14 protein-coding genes are annotated in these 16242 nt (G+C 62.9%); 8 read left to right on the top strand and 6 right to left on the bottom strand.

Translation table 11 applies throughout. From position 1 onward, the window contains the following. The first annotated feature begins 88 nt into the window (after window positions 1–88). Window positions 89–514, top strand: coding sequence for a hypothetical protein (locus IVB48_RS21720; RefSeq protein WP_027566537.1), 426 nt, complete (start codon window positions 89–91; stop codon window positions 512–514). A gap of 56 nt (window positions 515–570) precedes the next feature. Here the strand turns inward: IVB48_RS21720 and IVB48_RS21715 are convergent, their stop codons facing one another. After that, window positions 571–1539 (bottom strand): helix-turn-helix domain-containing protein, encoded by a 969-nt coding sequence (locus IVB48_RS21715; RefSeq protein WP_247402752.1) that lies wholly within the window; start codon window positions 1537–1539, stop codon window positions 571–573. A 511-nt stretch (window positions 1540–2050) separates the two neighbouring features. Here IVB48_RS21715 and xoxF5 point away from each other — a divergent pair. From xoxF5 to IVB48_RS21680, 7 genes are all read left to right on the top strand, one after another. Beyond that, the gene (gene xoxF5, locus IVB48_RS21710) at window positions 2051–3856 is read left to right on the top strand and encodes a lanthanide-dependent methanol dehydrogenase XoxF5 (RefSeq protein ID WP_247402751.1); all 1806 of its coding nucleotides are present in this window, start codon (window positions 2051–2053) and stop codon (window positions 3854–3856) included. A 109-nt stretch (window positions 3857–3965) separates the two neighbouring features. Further along, the gene (locus IVB48_RS21705; RefSeq protein WP_027566534.1) at window positions 3966–4454 is read left to right on the top strand and encodes a c-type cytochrome, methanol metabolism-related; all 489 of its coding nucleotides are present in this window, start codon (window positions 3966–3968) and stop codon (window positions 4452–4454) included. A gap of 61 nt (window positions 4455–4515) precedes the next feature. Continuing rightward, on the top strand, window positions 4516–5625 hold the full coding sequence (locus IVB48_RS21700) for an S-(hydroxymethyl)glutathione dehydrogenase/class III alcohol dehydrogenase (RefSeq protein ID WP_027566533.1): 1110 nt from the start codon (window positions 4516–4518) through the stop codon (window positions 5623–5625). Between the two features lie 33 nt (window positions 5626–5658). Then, the gene (gfa, locus tag IVB48_RS21695; protein ID WP_027519384.1) at window positions 5659–6222 is read left to right on the top strand and encodes an S-(hydroxymethyl)glutathione synthase; all 564 of its coding nucleotides are present in this window, start codon (window positions 5659–5661) and stop codon (window positions 6220–6222) included. A gap of 638 nt (window positions 6223–6860) precedes the next feature. Beyond that, complete coding sequence (locus tag IVB48_RS21690; RefSeq protein ID WP_007601363.1) at window positions 6861–7313, top strand: (2Fe-2S)-binding protein; 453 nt, start codon at window positions 6861–6863, stop codon at window positions 7311–7313. Between the two features lies 1 nt (window position 7314). Next, complete coding sequence (locus IVB48_RS21685) at window positions 7315–9627, top strand: molybdopterin cofactor-binding domain-containing protein (RefSeq protein WP_027566532.1); 2313 nt, start codon at window positions 7315–7317, stop codon at window positions 9625–9627. A 57-nt stretch (window positions 9628–9684) separates the two neighbouring features. Beyond that, window positions 9685–9945 carry a hypothetical protein gene (locus tag IVB48_RS21680; protein WP_027566531.1) on the top strand — a complete coding sequence of 87 codons (261 nt, stop codon included), beginning with the start codon at window positions 9685–9687 and terminating at the stop codon, window positions 9943–9945. Between the two features lie 306 nt (window positions 9946–10251). On the opposite strand, the gene IVB48_RS21675 is transcribed toward IVB48_RS21680, so the two are convergent. From IVB48_RS21675 to IVB48_RS21655, 5 genes are all read right to left on the bottom strand, one after another. Beyond that, the gene (locus tag IVB48_RS21675) at window positions 10252–11979 is read right to left on the bottom strand and encodes a methanol/ethanol family PQQ-dependent dehydrogenase (RefSeq protein ID WP_027566530.1); all 1728 of its coding nucleotides are present in this window, start codon (window positions 11977–11979) and stop codon (window positions 10252–10254) included. A gap of 116 nt (window positions 11980–12095) precedes the next feature. Further along, complete coding sequence (locus tag IVB48_RS21670; RefSeq protein ID WP_247402748.1) at window positions 12096–12749, bottom strand: Rieske 2Fe-2S domain-containing protein; 654 nt, start codon at window positions 12747–12749, stop codon at window positions 12096–12098. 265 nt (window positions 12750–13014) lie between these two features. After that, window positions 13015–13479 carry a group III truncated hemoglobin gene (locus tag IVB48_RS21665; RefSeq protein ID WP_247402746.1) on the bottom strand — a complete coding sequence of 155 codons (465 nt, stop codon included), beginning with the start codon at window positions 13477–13479 and terminating at the stop codon, window positions 13015–13017. Window positions 13480–13616: 137 nt separating this feature from the next. Next, window positions 13617–14528 carry a 3-hydroxybutyryl-CoA dehydrogenase gene (locus IVB48_RS21660; protein WP_155809552.1) on the bottom strand — a complete coding sequence of 304 codons (912 nt, stop codon included), beginning with the start codon at window positions 14526–14528 and terminating at the stop codon, window positions 13617–13619. A gap of 200 nt (window positions 14529–14728) precedes the next feature. Further along, window positions 14729–16207 carry an FAD-binding oxidoreductase gene (locus IVB48_RS21655; protein ID WP_247402743.1) on the bottom strand — a complete coding sequence of 493 codons (1479 nt, stop codon included), beginning with the start codon at window positions 16205–16207 and terminating at the stop codon, window positions 14729–14731. Between the last annotated feature and the right edge of the window lie 35 nt (window positions 16208–16242).

Here is a 16242-nt window from a genome sequence, read left to right as displayed (position 1 = left end):
AGCCTAGTGCCGGAAACGTATTTTCCCGCTATGATTGTGCGATGCTGCCGGGAAGGTCTCACCGGCGCGGACGAGAAAGGCCGATCCCATGACACCGGATGGCGTTGCCGTAGCCGTCATGATCATCCTGCTCTTTCCGATGGGCTATTTCACGTTGGCGTCTCCGGCCTTCCTACTGGTGAAGCTGGATATTCAGCCCGTCGCCCAGCTTTTGCGCGGAATGTTCAATGCGCATTTTCTGGTGATGCGCGTTGCCGGACTCATCGGAGCGGTCGCTTTCCTGCTCGACGGTCGTCTGGTCGCCGCGATGGGCGTTGGCCTTCTTGCAGCCTTGGCGATCTACGGACGCCGCTGGTTCATGCAACGGATGGACGAACAGCTCAGCGCCAGGGACGCCGGCGATGCCGAGGCCCCGCGCCGGCTACGCCGACTACATTGGAGTGGAATGCTCGGCAATGCGGTGCTGCTCGCCGCTCTCCTGACCAGCATTCCCTACATCGCCATATCGGCGTGAGAGACATCGCGGGCGCGCGACGGTCAACCGTCGTCGTCGCCGAACCTGGCGTTTGCCTAATGCTCGTCCGCGGCAACCACGCCCTGTTGCGCCTTGTGGATCGAGGACGGCACTACGCCAAAATATTTCCGGAACACCCGGCTGAAATGCGATGAGCTGGAGAAGCCCCAGGAGAACGCGACGTCGGTGATGGTCTTGCCGGCGTGGGCCTCCAGCTCCTGGCGGCAATTCTGAAGACGCGCCTGCCAGATGTAGTCGCTCACCGTGGTGCCGCGCTCCGAGAACAGCATGTGCAGATAACGCTTGGAGCAGCCGAGCTCGCCGGAGATCTGGTCGATGCACAGATCCGGATCGCGCAAATGCTCGCGGATGAAGAACTGCGCGCGCACATAGGTCGCTTCGGGACCGACGCGATCGAGCATCGTGTCCGCCTCGCGCAGCGGCAGCAGCAAGAGGTCGATCAGCGAATCGGCGACGCCGACCGCACTATTCGCCGACAGCTTGGCCGCCTCGTCGAAGGTCGCATGGACGAAATCGTGGGCGATCCGCCCCGTCCCCGTGCGTGAGGTCAATTTGCAGGCCGGCATTCGCTGCGACGGGAACCCGCGGTCCCGCAGCAGCGCCTTGGGTACGATCACCACGTCGTGGCGCGTGAAAGCAGGGCTGATGATCGAATGCGGACAGGAGACGTCATAGGCGATGATGTCGCCCGGGTTGAGCTCGATGTGGCGGCCTTCCTGCTCGAAATAGGACACGCCGTAAGTCTGGAAGTGGATCTTGATATATGGGTGTTCGTTGGCCTTGGCGCGCGCCAGTGTGTGCGCGATGCGATGCTGGCTGACCTCGATCTGGCAGAGCTTCAGGCGCGAGACGCTGGTGTAGTCGATGCGGCCTTCGAGCGAAGACGCTTCCAGCGGATCGACGTCGAAATGCCCGCACAGGCTCGTCAGCCCGTCTATCCAGCTCTGGATCTGCCGCTTCGGCGTCATTCCCGTCGTCGAGAGCGTGTGAATTGTGTCGGACATTAATCCAGCCACTGGTTTGATCCGGAGATTTTGACGCGAATCGCGAGCCGCGCTGCCGGAGCCCTGAACCGTGATTGCGTGACGTTTACCTCGATTTTGAGCGATCTTCTGGAACGAGCGCCATCGTTCCATTGCCACCCTTGGAAGTTAATCCTCCGCCTTAGTTGCAGCGCCGTCAAGGGGAACCTAAGCGTGGAAGACAGTCCCAAAGCGCTGCGGAAGCCGCTGAATTCGCTACTGCAAAATCAGAATCTTCGCGGCCGTGCGCTGTCAAGCAAACCAGCTTCTCTCTTGGGCAAGTTTCCCGAGGGCGAAGTCGCTACGGATGCATCAGGAACAACAAAAACGGGCCGCTCCTGCACGTGGACCCGTAGCTCTCATCAGGAGGAGAAAGCACCCAGCATCGTTTCTGGTCCCAAACGTGACCGCCCTGCACGAGCAGACACCGGACGAGAAGCCCGGTGATTGAGCAATGCTTCGGAAAAATAAACGAGACAACGGAGGAATGACTATGCGCAAGGTACTACTGGCGACCTTTCTTGGGTCCGCTGCGGCTCTCGCCGTAGGCAGCGCGTCAGCCAATGACGAGCTGAACAAGATGGCGCAGAACCCGAAAGACTGGGTGATGCCGGCGGGCGACTATGCCAATACCCGCTATTCCAAGCTCAACCAGATCAATGCTCAAAACGTCGGCAAGCTCCAGGTCGCCTGGACCTTCTCGACCGGCGTGCTGCGCGGCCATGAAGGCGGCCCGCTGATCATCGGCAACATGATGTACGTCCACACACCGTTCCCGAACAAGGTCTACGCTATTGACCTTTCGAACGAGAACAAGATCGTCTGGAAGTATGAGCCGAAGCAGGATCCGAACGTCATCCCCGTGATGTGTTGCGACACAGTCAACCGCGGCGTATCTTACGGCGACGGCAAGATCTTCCTGCATCAAGCTGACACCACCCTGGTCGCGCTCGATGCCAAGACCGGTCAGGTTGCATGGACCGCCAAGAATGGCGATCCCGGCAAGGGCGAGACCGGCACCTCGGCGCCGCTCGTCGTCAAGGACAAGGTGCTGATCGGCATTTCCGGCGGTGAGTTCGGTGTTCAGGCGCATATGAGCGCCTACGACATCAAGACCGGCAAGCTGGCTTGGCGCGGCTACTCTGAAGGACCGGATGATCAAATCCTGGTCGACGCCGAGAAGACCACCGTACTCGGCAAGCCGGTCGGCAAGGACTCCAGCCTGAAGACCTGGCAAGGCGATCAGTGGAAGATCGGCGGCGGCGCCACCTGGGGCTGGATCTCCTACGACCCCGAGCTGAACCTCGTCTACTACGGATCGGGCAATCCCTCGACCTGGAATCCGAAGCAGCGTCCCGGCGACAACAAATGGTCGATGACAATCTGGGCTCGCAACCCTGACACCGGCCAGGCCAAGTGGGTTTATCAGATGACGCCCCACGACGAGTGGGACTATGACGGCGTCAACGAAATGATCCTCTCGGACCAGCAGATCAACGGCCAGCCGCGCAAGCTGCTGACGCACTTCGATCGTAACGGCCTCGGCTACACGCTCGATCGTGCCACCGGTGAGCTCCTGGTCGCCGAAAAGTACGATCCGAAGGTGAACTGGACCTCCGGCGTCGACATGGACAAGAACTCGCCGACCTACGGCCGCCCGAAGGTGCTCGACGCAGCTTCGACCGACAAGGCGGGCGAGGACCACAACGTGAAGGGCATCTGCCCGGCCGCGCTCGGCACAAAGGACGAGCAGCCGGCAGCCTACTCGCCGGACACGCAGCTGTTCTACGTTCCGACCAACCACGTCTGCATGGACTATGAACCGTTCAAGGTGAGCTACACCGCGGGCCAGCCCTATGTGGGTGCGACGCTCTCGATGTATCCGCCGCAGGGTGAAACCCACATGGGTAACTTCATCGCCTGGGACGGCAAGACCGGCAAGATCGTCTGGTCGAACAAGGAGCAGTTCTCGGTCTGGTCGGGTGCGCTCGCAACCGCAGGCAACGTGGTGTTCTACGGAACGCTCGAAGGCTACCTGAAGGCAGTCGACGCCAAGACCGGCAAGGAGCTTTACAAGTTCAAGACTCCCTCCGGCATCATCGGCAACGTCACCACCTATGAGAACGGCGGCAAGCAGTATGTCGCAGTGCTCTCCGGCGTGGGCGGCTGGGCTGGCATCGGTCTGGCGGCAGGTCTGACCGATCCGACCGCCGGTCTCGGCGCAGTCGGTGGCTACGCGGCGCTCAGCAACTACACGGCACTCGGCGGTACGCTGACCGTGTTCTCGCTGCCCAACTAGGCCTCTCAGCATCGCTCCGGCGCGTGGATCAACTCCACGCGCCGGCTCGTCTCACCGAATGCCTTCCGAGGAAAATCTCTTGCGTAAAATCTGCTCTGCCATTGCCGCGATGTTCTTGATCGCGTCCGGGGGAATTGCCGTCGCGGACGGCTCAGGTGACCCGACTGCCGTCAAGCAGAACGAAACCGGCGAATGGTCCGACAAGGAAGGCAACCCAACCTACAAGATCACCGACGGCTCCGTCGACTGGTATACCTATTCCGGATACCGCCGCTATCACTCGGACTGCCATGTGTGTCACGGCCCGGATGGCATGGGCTCGACCTACGCCCCGGCGCTGAAGGATTCGCTGAAGACGATGAGCTATGCCGATTTTCTCGGCGTCGTCGCCTCCGGCCGCAAGAACATCTCGACTGCCGCAGAGAACGTGATGCCGGCCTTCGGCGATAACCCGAACGTCGCCTGCTACATGGACGATCTCTACGTCTATCTGCGCGCCCGCTCCAACGAGGCCTGGGGCCGCACCAGACCTGGCAAGCACGACGACAAGAACGACGCCTATACCAAGAACGAAGATTCGTGCATGGGCAAGAAGTGAACGTGCGGAGCCCGACCAGGACCTGGTTCTTGGCGCCCTGCCGGAATTTGAGGAGCTTAAGATGAAGACACGTGCCGCCGTCGCTTTCGAAGCCAAGAAGCCGCTCGAGATCGTCGAAGTCGATCTGGAAGGACCGAAGGTCGGCGAAGTCCTGGTCGAGATCAAGGCGACGGGCATCTGCCATACCGACGCTTACACGCTCGACGGCTTCGACAGCGAAGGAATCTTCCCGTCGATCCTGGGCCATGAGGGCGCGGGCATCATCCGCGAGATCGGCCCTGGCGTGACCTCGGTGAAGCCGGGCGACCATGTCATCCCGCTCTACACGCCGGAATGCCGGCAATGCAAAAGCTGCCTCAGCCAGAAGACCAATCTCTGCACCGCGATCCGCGCGACGCAGGGCAAGGGCGTGATGCCTGATGGCACAAGCCGCTTCTCCTACAAGGGCAAGCCGATCTACCACTACATGGGCTGCTCGACCTTCTCGAACTTCACCGTGCTGCCGGAGATCGCGGTCGCCAAGATCCGCGAGGACGCGCCGTTCGACAAGAGCTGCTACATCGGCTGCGGCGTCACCACCGGCGTCGGTGCCGTCGTCAACACCGCCAAGGTCGAACCGGGCTCCAACGTGGTCGTGTTCGGCCTCGGCGGCATCGGCCTGAACGTGATCCAGGGCGCCAAGATGGCTGGCGCGGACAAGATCATCGGCGTCGACATCAACGACTCCAAGGAGGAATGGGGACGCCGGTTCGGCATGACCGATTTCGTCAATCCCAAGAAGATCACGGGCGACATCGTCCCGCATCTCGTGACCCTGACAGACGGAGGCGCCGACTACACCTTCGACTGCACCGGAAACACCACAGTGATGCGCCAGGCGCTGGAAGCCTGCCATCGCGGCTGGGGCACCTCGATCATCATCGGCGTTGCCGAATCCGGCAAGGAGATCGCGACCCGCCCGTTCCAGCTCGTCACCGGGCGAAACTGGCGCGGCACCGCCTTCGGCGGCGCGCGGGGCCGCACCGACGTGCCGAAGATTGTCGACTGGTACATGAACGGAAAGATCCAGATCGACCCGATGATTACCCACACGCTCAAGCTCGAAGACATCAACAAAGGCTTCGACCTGATGCATGAGGGCAAATCGATCCGTTCAGTCGTCGTGTTCTAACTCGAAAAGCGTCACCCCAAGGAGGATCGACCCATGACTGTTGCACTCCATCCCTCGATCGATAACGGCATCAAACAGGGCAGCGGCAGCTTCGCCGGCGGCACGCTCGCATGCAAATGCAGCGACCATCAGGTCAAGGTCGCCGTCAAGGGCGACGTCGCGCATAACCATGCCTGTGGCTGCACCAAGTGCTGGAAACCGCAGGGCGCGAATTTCTCCGTCGTCGCCGTGGTGCCCCGCCAGAACGTCACCGTGCTCGAGAACGGCGACAAGCTCCAGATCGTCGATCCATCGGCGGTGATCCAGCGCTACGCCTGCAAGGCCTGCGGCACGCACATGTACGGCCGCATCGAGAACAAGGGTCACCCGTTCTACGGCCTCGACTTCATTCACCCCGAACTGTTCCAGGAACAGGGTTCGCAGGCGCCGCAATTCGCCGCCTTCGTTTCGTCGGTGATCGAATCGGGCGTGAAGCCGGAGCAGATGGGCGGAATACGGGCTCGGTTCAAGGAGCTTGGTCTCGAGCCCTATGACTGCCTGTCGCCGGCGCTGATGGACGCCATCGCGACCCACGTGGCGAAGGCCAAGGCCGCCTAAGTAAAGGCCGCTTAAGCAAAGGCCGCCTGACGTTTGCCGCGCCCCGCCCGCTCGCTGGTTCCACCACACCCAGCGAGCGGACGGAGCCGACCCGGGACAATCGCGGCGATGCCGCCGCTTCTCGACTGCACTTGTGTGGGACCGTCAGCTCCCTCAGTCCTGGTCTCTGAATGACTGCGCAGGACCGCCGGCTTCCTGCTTGAGGTCCGCGGCCCCTGCGTTTCTCCCTCCCTCGACTGAGGCATCCTGCTTCGTCCGCACAGATCTTCTGGCGGACGAAGCTTTTTTTTATTGTGCCCATCTCAAGAGGCGCGTGGCGTGATGCGGCGCCCTGCTTTTGACAAACCTTCGTTGCAATCTTTTCCCATCGAGAACAGCTGACGAGAGAACACTTGGCTGTGACCGGACCGAAGCGATCCCACTAAGATCGCGTCGTGACGATGCCGCGCAAAATTCAATAATCAAGAACACGACGGGAGGTATCGAGCACATCCGGACATGAATTGGCATTCCTGAGTCCTGCCGGGATCTGCCCGCGCGGGATGACCGCAGGAATGCGACGCCGCGCAGCGGACATTGCACCAACCGGCATCTGGAAAATCTGAAATCAACAAGCTTATGAAGAGCGAGGGACGATCATGATCAAGGTGAAGATCAACGGCCAGGAACAGAGCTGGGACGGCGACCCGGATCTCCCACTACTCTGGTTCCTGCGCGACGAGGCCGGGCTGACCGGCACCAAGTTCGGCTGTGGCCAGGCCCTGTGCGGCGCCTGCACCGTCATCGTCGACAAGGAAGCTGTGCGCGCCTGCATCACGTCGATCAACGACGTCGCCGGCCGCGAGATCACGACGATCGAGGGACTGCATCCGAACGGCGATCACCCGGTGCAGAAGGCCTGGCGGCAGGTCAACGTCCCCCAATGCGGCTTCTGCCAGGCAGGCCAGATCATGCAGGCGGCTGCGCTGCTAATGGACAATCCAAAGCCGTCGCACGACCAGATCCGCGAAGCGATGTCCGGCAACATCTGCCGCTGCGGCTGCTACCAGCGCATCGAGAATGCGGTCCATCTCGCATCGACGGGAGTGTGACATGAATTTCATCGACAATCCGAGGAAGCTTCGTGGCTTCGAGAAGAACATCAGGGTCGAAAAGGTCTCGCGCCGTAGCATCTTGAAGGGGCTCGGCATCACCGGCGGCTTTGTGCTCGCTGCTCCCGTGATGTCGCGCCAGGCGTTCGCCTACGAGACCGGCGCCGGCAAGATGCCGCACGGCGTCGTGGTCGATCCGCGCGTGTTCGTCGCGGTCGCACCCGACGGCACCGTCACCATCCTCGCCCACCGCGCCGAGATGGGCACGGGCGTGCGCACCAGCCTGCCGCTGATCGTGGCTGAGGAGATGGAAGCCGACTGGTCGCGGGTCAAGGTGGAACAGGCCCATGGCGACGAGGTCAAGTTCGGCAACCAGGACACCGACGGCTCGCGCAGCACGCGGCATTATTTGATGCCGATGCGCCAGATCGGTGCCTCCGCACGCACCATGCTCGAGCAAGCCGCCGCGAAACGCTGGGGTGTGCCGGCAACCGAGGTCAAGGCCGTCAATCACGAGGTCGTCCACAGCGCGACGAGCCGCAAGCTCGGCTTCGGCGAGCTCGCAGCCGACGCCGCCAAGGAATCGGTGCCGAGCATCGAAGGGCTCAAGCTGAAGGACCCCAAGGACTTCCGCTATCTCGGCAAGGGCCAGATCGGCATCGTCGATCTCCATGACATCACCACCGGCAAGGCGCGTTACGGCGCCGACGTGCGGCTGCCAGGCATGAAGTATGCCGTGATCGCGCGCCCGCCGGTGACCGGCGGCAAGCTGGTCAAGTTCGATCCGGACGCGGCGTTGAAGGTCCCCGGCGTCGAGAAGGTGATGCAGGTGCGCGGATGGCCGTGGCCGTCGAAATTCCAGCCGCTCGGCGGCGTTGCCGTGATCGCGCGCAACACCGGCGCGGCGATCAAGGGCCGCGACGCGCTGAAGCTGACCTGGGACGACGGCGCCAACGGCAAATACGACTCCGTCGCCTACCGCAAGGAGCTCGAGGAGGCCTCGCGCAAGCCGGGCCTTGTCGTGCGCCAGGAAGGCGACGCCGAGGCTGCTCTGAAGGGCGCCGACAAGATCGTTGTCGGCGAATATTATCTGCCGCACCTTGCCCATGTCAGCATGGAGCCGCCGGTGGCGGTCGCCGACGTCAAGGGTGACAAAGCGGAGATCTGGGCGCCGGTGCAAAGCCCGGGCGGCACGCGCGAGGACGTCGCGAAGACGCTCGGCATTCCCGAGGGCAATGTCACGGTCAACGTCACGCTGCTCGGCGGCGGTTTCGGCCGCAAGTCGAAATGCGACTTCGCGCTCGAGGCCGCGCTGCTGTCGAAGGAGCTCGGCGTGCCCGTCAAGGTGCAGTGGACGCGTGAGGACGACGTCCGCCACGATTTCCTGCACACGGTCTCCGTGGAACGGATCGAGGCGGGGCTCGACAAGAGCGGCAAGGTGATCGCCTGGCGCCATCGCAGCGTGGCCCCGAGCATCGCCTCGACGTTCGCGGCGGGTGCAAAGCATGAGGCGCCCTTCGAGCTCGGCATGGGCCTCGTCGACATGCCCTTCGAGATCGCCAACATCTCCTGCGAGAACCCGGAGGCCGCGGCGTTCACCCGCATCGGCTGGTTCCGCTCGGTCTCGAACATCCCGCGCGCCTTCGCGGTGCAGTCGATGGTGGGTGAGATCGCCCATGCAACCGGCCGCGACCAGAAGGAGACGCTGCTCGCGCTGATCGGCAGCCCGCGCATCGTCAAGCCTGCTGTGAAGGACATGTGGAACTACGGCGAGCCCTTGGACAGCTATCCGATCGACACCGCGCGCCTGCGCAAGGTGGTCGAGCTGGTCGCCGAGAAGGGCGAATGGGGCCGACAGGTGCCTAAGGGCCATGGCCTCGGCATCGCCGTGCACCGCAGCTTCGTCAGCTATATCGCGACCATCGTCGAGGTGGCCGTCGACGACAAGGGCAAGCTGACGGTGCCGCGGGTGGACACCGCCATCGACTGCGGCACCTATGTCAACCCCGAGCGCATCGCCTCGCAGATCGAGGGCGCGGCGATCATGGGGCTCAGTCTCGCGAAATACGGCGAGATCACCTTCAAGGACGGCAAGGTGCAGCAGAAGAACTTCGACGACTTCCAGGTCCTCAGGATCGACGAATCCCCTGCGGTGACCAACGTCTACATCGTGCCGCCCGGACCCGACACGCCGCCGAGCGGCGTGGGCGAGCCCGGCGTCCCGCCATTCGCGCCAGCGCTGATGAATGCCATCTTCGCTGCGACCGGAAAGCGCATCCGCAGCCTTCCGCTCGGCAAGCAATTGGAAGCGTAAAGGCGGGAACACAAGGCGGCCTCGCGCCGTTTGCATCGATCTGACAGGAGCAGATCGATGACCCATATCTCAAAGGCGCTCGCAGTCTCATTGCTGTCGAGCGCCTTTCTTTTGACGGCCACTGGCGCATACGCCCAGAGCAACACCACGCCGCCGACAACGGCGACGCGCCCCAGTACGCCGGACCAGAACTCTGTGCCCAACGCCAATGCCACGCCGCCCTCGACCACCCAGACCACCGGGCAGCACAATCCAGATCCCAAGGTTCGCGAGATGAACCAGAAGGAAAAGGACAAGGTCGAGCGCGAGGGGAAGTAGCGATCTGCGCATTGGCGTTTTGACGTCGTGATTATCGGCTCTACTTCTTCGCCGAACCGCATCGTTGTGCCCTCTCCCCTTGCGGGAGAGGGCAGCGACGCCGGTTGCCACGATCACGCTGGGTGAGGGGTATGCCTGCGCGAGCCTCGCACGTTGAGATGCGCGGATGGAACCCCTCATCCGGCGCTTCGCGCCACCTTCTTCCGCAAGGAGCGAAGGGAAGACGCCAACGCAAAATGCGGCGGACGTTGCCGTCCGCCGCATTTGCCCCCTGACACTCCGCTTCTTTCGATCCGCCAGCGGAGCTTATTTCTTGAGCGCGAACACCCAGATCACGCCGCCTTGCGGCACGTTGGCTTCGATGCCGATATTGTTGGTCACGAGTGCATCCTGGATGCGCTGCGCATCCACGCCCCATCCCGACTGGATTGCGATGTATTGCGTGCCGTCGATCTCATAAGACACCGGCATGCCCATGATGCCGGAGTTGGTCTTCTGCTCCCACAGCAGCTCGCCGGACTTCGCGTTGAAGGCGCGGAAGTTGCGGTCGTTGGTGCCGCCCACGAAGACGAGATCGCCCGCGGTCGCCGTCACCGAGCCGAACAGCTGCGATTTCGGGAAGTTGTGTTGCCACATCTTCTTGCCCGTAACGGGATCCCAGGCCTGGAGCTCGCCGAAATGATCCGCCCCGGGCTTCGTCTTCAGCCCGATGTCCTCCGGCTTGGTGCCGAGCCAGAGCTCGCCGGGCTTGAGCGGAACCTTCTCGCCGGTGAACCCGCCGCAGAAATTCTCGTTGGCGGGTACGTAGACGAGGCCGGTCTTCTGGCTGTAGGCCGCCGACGGCCAATCCTTGCCGCCCCACAGCGACGGACAGAACTCCACGCGCTTGCCGACCATCGGCTTGTGCGCGGGGTCGACGATCGGCCTGCCGCTCTCGGCGTCGATGCCCTTCCAGACGTCAGTGGAGACGAACGGCCAACCGGCGACGTAGTTGATCTTGGTCGGCGTGCGCTCGAGTATCCAGAAGATCGCATCGCGTCCCGGATGGACCAGGCTCTTGATGTTGCGACCGTCACGTTGCAGGTCGATCAACATCGGCGCTTCGACCTCGTCCCAATCCCAGGAATCGTTCTGGTGGTACTGGTGATAAGTCTTGATCTTGCCGGTGTTCGGATCGAGCGCGAGTACCGAGGAGGTATAGAGATTGTCGCCGGGATGCATCTCGCCGGGCCACGGCGCGGCGTTGCCGACGCCCCAATAGATCGTCTTGGTGTCCTTGTCATAATTGCCGGTCATCCAGGCCGAGCCGCCGCCGTTCTTCCAGTCCTCGCCCTGCCAGGTGTCGTGGCCGGGTTCGCCTTCGCCCGGAATCGTATAAGTCCTCCACAACTCCTTGCCGTCCTTGGCATCATAGGCGGCGACATAGCCGCGCACGCCGAACTCGCCACCGGAGCCGCCAACGATGACCTTGCCGTCGACGATCAGCGGCATCAGGGTCATGTACTGGCCCTTCTTGTAGTCCTGCACCTTGGTGTCCCACACCACCTTGCCGGTCTTGGCGTCGAGCGCGACGACATGGTCGTCGGTGGTGGCGAGATAGAGCTTGTCCTCCCAGAGGCCGACGCCGCGGCTGGTCGGATGCAGCTGGAACAGATCGTCGGGGAGCTGCCGCTTGTAGCGCCAATATTCGTCGCCGGTCTTGGCGTTCAGCGCAATCACCTGCCCCATCGGGGTTGCCACGAACATCACGCCGTTGTTGACGATCGGCGGCGCCTCGTGGCCTTCGACGACGCCGGTCGCGAAGGTCCAGACCGGGGTGAGGTTCTTCACATTCGAGGTGTTGATCTGGTCTAGCGGGCTGTAGCCCTGCCCGTCATAGGTCCGCCGGTACAGCATCCAGTTGGAGGGCTCCGGGTTTTCCAACCGCTGCGCGGTGACCGGCGCGTAGTTCTCGACCGGGCCTGATACGGCGGCGGTCGACGCAAGACACGTGAAGGCGACGAAGCCGGACAGTAACCACTGCTTCCTGGTCATGGACGTTCCCCTTTTTCATCCGTTTGAATTCTTGTTTTGAATTCTTGTCGTTCGTCCCGTCGTCCGCCCACCGGCGGATGCGGCCTCTCGTGACGCGGGCACAACCCGCACGTCCATCATCCCGGCTGCGCGCCACCTACCTTTCCGACGAAGTTTCCGGCGACGGTGAGCGAGCCGTCAGCCAGCGCCAGCGGCAGCGCAGCGAGCCGTCGCGGCGCCGGCCCGAACACGACCTGCGCGGCCGCGCGAGGATCGTATTCGGAGTTGTGGCACATGCATTTGAGCACTTCCTTGTCGCCGACATCGCTCTTCACCCAGGCCGTGACAGGACAGCCGGCATGCGAGCAGATTGCCGAATAGGCGAGGATGCCGTCGACAGCGCGCGCTTTCGTCTGCTCGTCGAGCTCGGCGGGGTCGAGGCGGATGATCAGAATCTCGTTGAGGCGCGAGGCGCTGCGCACGACCGACGTCTTCGGGTCTTTCGGCCAGGCATGCACCGGCGGTCCGCCAGCCGAGAGATCGGCCGCGGTCACGGGCTTTCCCTCTTGATCGCCTTCGGAGAACACGAGCAGATCGCCCTTCTGAGGCCGCTCGTCGGAGCCGGGCGCATCCTCGCCCGCGTGGACCTGCGTGGAACAGGCGAGGCACGCCGTGGTGGCCAGCGCACTCATCAATAGCGCCCGCCGGGTTTGCTCCGTGCAGGCGTCAGCGTCGGATTCCGCTGTGTTGTCGGAGGATGAAGAGGATGTATCGAACGATGCACGCGACATGTCTGCAAGCAGGCGCTGGAACTCTGCCGAAAAAAAGGCAAAGATTTTTTACTGCAGTGCATCACACGGTTTTGCTCGCGCTGATTGAACGCGAACACGCGCATTTACGCGCATTTTTTTAATTGCAACGTCACGCTACGCGACCGGCATGATGATTTTGCAGATCAGGTAAATGCTAGCGGTATTGGTGCAATGCGCCGACGCGCGGCGCGATCGTAGCGCCATCAGTGCCGCCTGCGCATTTCTCAGGCAGGCATTCTGTATTCTAGGAGCGGAGCAGGTGACGCGGCGAAGCGATGCGACCGGCCAAGGTTGCCGACGCCATCTCAAAGCTGTCGGCGATGCGGCGCGCCCTGTCGATGAACAGCGCGGCGGCCTGCGGCGGGCAGACCTCGCGCGCGGTCTGTTCGAACAAATCGAGCCAGCGGTCGAAATGATCTCCGATCAGGTTCAGTGGCATATGCGCCCGCATCGGCGAACCGTGGTAACGGCCGCTCATCAGCACGACCGACGACCAGAAATCCCGGAGCTTGGCCAGATGCTCGTCCCAATTCTGCACGACCGCGAACACCGGCCCCAACAGCTCATCCTCGCGCACGCGCCCATAGAAGCGGGTGACGAGTTCCCCGATCATCTCTTCGGTCATCCCGGTGCGCTCGATCGCATCCTGGGTCAGCAAGTTCCGCCGCGCGGCCGCAGCCTCGCGCTCGGCTTTCAGTCGATCCGACATGTCCCTTGTTATCCGTTCCGTTGTTCTCGCAGGCCGCCCGTTCGACATTGTCGGGCCGATCGCGCGCGGCGTCTTTGTCGCAGCGCAAATCGCGGGGTTTGGCGGCGAGCACTGAGCGCCCGCCGCCTGCGCCATTGTCAGGCGCTGTAGGTGTAAAAGCCCTGCCCCGTCTTGCGGCCGAGATGGCCGGCGTCGACCATTTCCTTGAGCAAGGGGGCTGGACGGTATTTGGGGTCGTTGAAGCCTTTGTAAAAGACCTCCATCACCGACAACATGGTGTCGAGCCCGACAAGATCGGCGAGCGCCAACGGCCCGATCGGATGGTTGCAGCCGAGCTTCATGCCGGCATCGATCTCTTCCGCCGTCGCAATCCCCTCCTGCAGCGCGAAGATCGCCTCGTTGATCATCGGACACAGGATGCGGTTGACGGCAAAGCCCGGGCTGTTCTTGGCCGTGATCGCCACCTTGCCGACGCGCTTGGCGAAATCGAGCGCCTTGGCATGGGTGTCGTCGGAGGTCTGCAGGCCGCGGATGAGCTCCAGCAGCGCCATGACCGGAACCGGATTGAAGAAGTGCATGCCGATAAAGCGGTCGGGGCGGTCGGTCGCCGCAGCGAGCTTCGTGATCGAGATCGACGAGGTGTTCGTGGCGAGCAGCGTGCGTGGCGACAGCGTCGCACAGAGATCCTTCAGGATCTTGACCTTGAGTTCCTCGTTCTCGGTCGCGGCCTCGATGACGAGATCGCAATCGACGAGCTTGGCGCGGTCGGTGGTGCCGGTGATGCGCTTGAGCGTGGCGTCGCGATCGCCCGCCGACATCTTCTCCTTTTTGACCAGGCGCTCGAGGCTGCCGCCGACCGTCGAAATCCCGCGGTTCACCGCCGCATCGGAAATATCGACCATCACGACCGAAAGTCCGGCCGCGGCACAAATCTGCGCGATGCCGTTCCCCATGGTGCCTGCCCCGATGATGCCAACGGTTTGGATCATTGCCTCAAATCCTTCATCCTTGCGGACGTGCCATACCGGCCCGCCCCTTTGTTCCTGCATCAGGGTCTAGCACCGCCCCCGGGCGGGTGCGACCTGATCCTCTCCCTTCCTTAAAGCATCCAAGGCGGGAATAAAGCCGCCTTTCGGCCGCCAAACGGCGTGATTTGGTGCCCCGGCCTATTTGGCCCGGCCTATCTGCGGCATCCCGTCCCCGGAGGGCGCGAGGGTGCGGGGAGCCCCGGGCTCGAGACGGCAGCGGCTTAACCGAGACGAAGCACCTTGCCCGGATTCATGATGTTCTTGGGATCGAGCGCCCGCTTGATCGTGCGCATGATGTCGAGCTCGGTCCGGGAACGGTAGTGCTGGAGCTCGTCGAGCTTCTCGATGCCGATGCCATGTTCCGCTGAGATCGAACCGCCCATGGAGGTGACGAGGTCGTTGACGGCCCGTGTGATCGCCGCGGAATACTGGGAGAGCGTATCGCGGTCCATGCCCTTCGGGCCCATGAAGGAGAAGTGCACATTGCCGTCTCCGATGTGGCCGAGCGGATAGGGGCGGATCGTCGGCAAAATGGCGAGCACGGCCTCGAGACCGCTGTCGATAAACTCGGGAATCCTGGAGACCGCAACCGACACATCGTAGCTCAAGCCCGGACCTTCGGTGCGCGATGCCTCGGCCACGCTCTCGCGAATCCGCCACGTGTTGCGCGACTGCGCTTCGGTTTGCGCGATCACAGCATCCAGCACCCGGCCCGCCTCGAGTTGGACCGCCAGGAACTGCTCCATCCTGTCCGACATGCCCGTGCCACCGTCCTGCCGGGGCCGGGCCGACGACCATTCGAGAAGGAGATACCATTCGGTCTCAGCCTTGAGAGGATCCTGGGTGCCGGGAATGTGGCGCAGCACCATGTCGGTGCACGCACGGCTGATGAGCTCACAGGAGCCGACATTGTCATCGGAAGCGGCATGCGCTTCCGACAGAAGGTCGATGGCAGCCTTGGGATCGCGAATTGCGAGCCATGCCGTGCACACGTCTTTCGGCGCCGGCCAGAGTTTCAGCACCGCCTTGGTGATGATGCCGAGCGTCCCTTCGGCGCCCATGAACAGATGCTTGAGGTCATAGCCGGTGTTGTCCTTCTTGAGTGCACGCAGGCCGTCCCAGACATCGCCGTTAGCCAGCACGACCTCGAGACCCAGCACCAGATTTCGCGCGTTGCCATAACGCAGCACCTGCACGCCGCCGGCATTGGTGGACAGATTACCTCCGATCATGCAGGAGCCCTGAGCACCCAGGCTAAGCGGAAACAGGCGGTCGTGGCGCGCGGCTGTGTCCTGAAGCGTCTCGAGGATGCAGCCTGCCTCCACAGTCATGGCGTAGCCGACGGGATCGACGTTCAACACCTGGTTCATGCGACCGAGCGACAGCACGATGCCGCGGTGCATGGGCCACGGCGTGGCGCCGCCCATCAACCCGGTGTTGCCACCTTGCGGAACGATGGCAATGCCGTTGTCGTAGCAGAGCTTGACGACAGCGGAGACTTCCGCGGTGCTGGCCGGACGCACGACCGCCGCGGCCTGCCCCGCCAGTTCGCCGCGCCAGTCGGTCACGAAGGGCCGCTTGTCGTGCTCGTCCAGGATCAGGCCTTTGTCGCCGACGATGGCCCGCAAGCGGTCGAGAACGGCTGAGGTCACGGGTGCGGTCGGAATCGACGGAGCGATGGGAAGGGCTGCACCCGGCATGTGTTCCTCTCTTTTCGGCCGTTCAGCGCCTTGGG

The sequence above is a fragment of the Bradyrhizobium sp. 76 genome (genome assembly GCF_023073025.1).
In the GTDB taxonomy this organism is placed as follows: Bacteria; Pseudomonadota; Alphaproteobacteria; order Rhizobiales; family Xanthobacteraceae; genus Bradyrhizobium.
This window is presented reverse-complemented; position numbering and strand designations above follow the sequence as displayed.

Bases quoted from the DNA above. Each gene is read 5' to 3' on its own strand.
- IVB48_RS21720 (WP_027566537.1), top strand. From the start codon at position 89: ATGACACCGGATGGCGTTGCCGTAGCCGTCATGATCATCCTGCTCTTT.
- IVB48_RS21715 (WP_247402752.1), bottom strand. From the start codon at position 1,539: ATGTCCGACACAATTCACACGCTCTCGACGACGGGAATGACGCCGAAG.
- xoxF5 (WP_247402751.1), top strand. From the start codon at position 2,051: ATGCGCAAGGTACTACTGGCGACCTTTCTTGGGTCCGCTGCGGCTCTC.
- IVB48_RS21705 (WP_027566534.1), top strand. From the start codon at position 3,966: ATGTTCTTGATCGCGTCCGGGGGAATTGCCGTCGCGGACGGCTCAGGT.
- IVB48_RS21700 (WP_027566533.1), top strand. From the start codon at position 4,516: ATGAAGACACGTGCCGCCGTCGCTTTCGAAGCCAAGAAGCCGCTCGAG.
- gfa (WP_027519384.1), top strand. From the start codon at position 5,659: ATGACTGTTGCACTCCATCCCTCGATCGATAACGGCATCAAACAGGGC.
- IVB48_RS21690 (WP_007601363.1), top strand. From the start codon at position 6,861: ATGATCAAGGTGAAGATCAACGGCCAGGAACAGAGCTGGGACGGCGAC.
- IVB48_RS21685 (WP_027566532.1), top strand. From the start codon at position 7,315: ATGAATTTCATCGACAATCCGAGGAAGCTTCGTGGCTTCGAGAAGAAC.
- IVB48_RS21680 (WP_027566531.1), top strand. From the start codon at position 9,685: ATGACCCATATCTCAAAGGCGCTCGCAGTCTCATTGCTGTCGAGCGCC.
- IVB48_RS21675 (WP_027566530.1), bottom strand. From the start codon at position 11,979: ATGACCAGGAAGCAGTGGTTACTGTCCGGCTTCGTCGCCTTCACGTGT.
- IVB48_RS21670 (WP_247402748.1), bottom strand. From the start codon at position 12,749: ATGTCGCGTGCATCGTTCGATACATCCTCTTCATCCTCCGACAACACA.
- IVB48_RS21665 (WP_247402746.1), bottom strand. From the start codon at position 13,479: ATGTCGGATCGACTGAAAGCCGAGCGCGAGGCTGCGGCCGCGCGGCGG.
- IVB48_RS21660 (WP_155809552.1), bottom strand. From the start codon at position 14,528: ATGCAGGAACAAAGGGGCGGGCCGGTATGGCACGTCCGCAAGGATGAA.
- IVB48_RS21655 (WP_247402743.1), bottom strand. From the start codon at position 16,207: ATGCCGGGTGCAGCCCTTCCCATCGCTCCGTCGATTCCGACCGCACCC.